The sequence below is a fragment of the Terriglobales bacterium genome (assembly GCA_035624475.1).
Taxonomy (GTDB): domain Bacteria; phylum Acidobacteriota; class Terriglobia; order Terriglobales; family Acidobacteriaceae; genus DASPRL01.
Genome location: DASPRL010000386.1, coordinates 1 through 2,039 on the forward strand (window position 1 = coordinate 1; position 2,039 = coordinate 2,039).

Sequence of the window (2,039 nt, forward strand, 5' to 3'; positions counted from 1 at the left end):
GTGGCTAATATCCTGCGCCCGGTGGAGCAGTTGCGCGAGATGTTGCCGGGCATCGAGCTGCACCACGAATCACTGGATGGACGCGGGTATCCCCACGGCATGAAGGGGGACGAGATCCCGCTGCTGGCGCGCATCATAACCGTGGCCGACACCTTCGACGCCATGACCACCAACCGTCCCTACCAGGCGGCCATGGACCCGGAGTACGTGGTGCGCATCATCAATTCGCTGGCCAACACCAAGTTCGATCCCAAGGTGGTGGCGGCGCTGACTTCGGTCTTCGAGCGGGGAGCGCTGCGGCTCACGCGCGCCGCGGTGGTGACCGAAGCCGCGGCCGCCAGCGCGGCCGCACCCGCCCCTGCGGTGGCCGCCGGCGCCAGCCAGAGCGCCTCCACCGACTAGCCACGGCCGGCTCTTCCCTCTCCGCTATAATGGCTGCGCGGCGCGATGTCGCGCGGCTTCCGCGTGCCGCCGCTCCAGCCCATGATCCAGACCCTGTTCGGCGGCAGCGAAAAGAAGTCCGGCTTCTTCGACCGCATGAAGGAAGCGGTCACGCGCACCCGCGAGAACCTGACCGGGCGGCTGGAGGACATCGTGGGAGCGCGCGAGATCGACCGCGCCACCCTGGACGGCCTGGAAGGCTCGCTGCTGGGCGCCGACCTGGGCACCGCCGTCACCCAGCAGGTGCTGGGCACGCTGCGCGAGAAGGCCGACCGCAAACAGATCAAGGATGTGGGCGAACTCAAGCGCCTGCTCAAGGAAGAGCTGCTGCAGATCCTGGCCGCCACCAGCGAGCGCCCGGTGAAGAAGGTGGAAGGGCCGGAGGTCATCCTGGTGGTGGGGGTGAACGGCACCGGCAAGACCACCACCATCGGTAAGCTGGCGCAGCACTTCCGGGCGCAGGGCAAGACCGCGCTGATGGCCGCCGCCGACACCTTCCGCGCCGCCGCCATCGAGCAACTGGAGATCTGGGGCTCGCGCACCGGGGTGGAGGTCATCAAGACCAAGCCCGGCGGCGATCCCTCGGCGGTGCTCTACGACGCGCTGCAGGCGGCCACCGCGCGCGGCACCGATTACGTCATCGTGGACACGGCGGGGCGGCTTCACACCAAGTCGCCGCTCATGGAAGAGTTGGCCAAGATGCGGCGCACCGCGGGCAAGCTGGTGGCGGACGCGCCCCACGAGGTCCTGCTGGTACTGGACGCCACCACCGGCCAGAACGGGCTGCAGCAGGCCCGCCTGTTCACCCAGTCGGCGGGCGTCACCGGCATCGTGCTCACCAAGCTGGACGGCACCGCCAAGGGCGGCATCGTGGTGGCCATCTCGCGCGAACTGGGCCTGCCGGTGCGCTACGTGGGCGTGGGCGAGAAGGCCGGCGACCTGCTGCCCTTCGATCCCAGGGAGTTCGTGGATTCGTTGTTCGCATAAGCTTTCACCGCAGAGAGCGCAGAGAACGCGGAGAGGACCCAGACATGTTGCGCAGGATCCGGAAGCTGCTCTCGAACATCCTCACCCCTCGGAGAAAGCGCGAGCCCGAGCCACCGCGCGAGCCCTACGCCGAGCGCCTGGCGCCGGTGCGCCGCGGTCCCAAGGGCCGCAGCGGCGCGGCCGCGGTGGCCGAGCCCGACGAAGAGTGACCGTGCCGTCTAGGCCCAATACCGACGGACAGTTCCTGCTGCGCGCTCTGGAGCTGGCGCACCAGGGGATCGCCCTGGCCTCGCCCAATCCCTGCGTGGGCGCGGTGGTGGTGGCGGGCGGCAAGATCGTGGGCGAAGGCTTCCACACCTACGAAGGCGTGCACCACGCCGAGGTGCTGGCGCTGCAGCAGGCCGGCAATGCCTCCCGCGGCGCCACGCTCTACCTGAACCTCGAGCCCTGCTCTCACCAGGGGCGAACGCCGCCCTGCGTGGACGCCATCCTGGCCGCGGGCATCCAGCGCGTGGTGGCTTCCATGCGCGATCCCAACCCCCAGGTCAGCGGCCAGGGCTTCGAGAAGCTGCGGGCAGCCGGCATCGAGGTCGTCGAGGGAGGGTTGGAGG

4 protein-coding genes are annotated in these 2,039 nt (G+C 69.5%); all 4 read left to right on the forward strand.

All coding sequences use genetic code 11. The features are described from left to right. A partial coding sequence (locus tag VEG08_15065) for an HD domain-containing phosphohydrolase (GenBank protein HXZ29313.1) occupies positions 1–402 on the forward strand: 402 nt, incomplete at its 5' end. A gap of 45 nt (positions 403–447) precedes the next feature. After that, positions 448–1,428 (forward strand): signal recognition particle-docking protein FtsY, encoded by a 981-nt coding sequence (gene ftsY, locus VEG08_15070; protein ID HXZ29314.1) that lies wholly within the window; start codon positions 448–450, stop codon positions 1,426–1,428. 44 nt (positions 1,429–1,472) lie between these two features. After that, on the forward strand, positions 1,473–1,637 hold the full coding sequence (locus VEG08_15075; protein HXZ29315.1) for a hypothetical protein: 165 nt from the start codon (positions 1,473–1,475) through the stop codon (positions 1,635–1,637). Positions 1,638–1,639: 2 nt separating this feature from the next. Then, on the forward strand, positions 1,640–2,039 hold a 400-nt coding region (gene ribD, locus VEG08_15080; protein ID HXZ29316.1), incomplete at its 3' end, for a bifunctional diaminohydroxyphosphoribosylaminopyrimidine deaminase/5-amino-6-(5-phosphoribosylamino)uracil reductase RibD.

What these genes read in the sequence shown, in the direction of transcription:
- ftsY (HXZ29314.1), top strand. Translation starts at nt 448, where the DNA reads ATGTCGCGCGGCTTCCGCGTGCCGCCGCTCCAGCCCATGATCCAGACC.
- VEG08_15075 (HXZ29315.1), top strand. Translation starts at nt 1,473, where the DNA reads ATGTTGCGCAGGATCCGGAAGCTGCTCTCGAACATCCTCACCCCTCGG.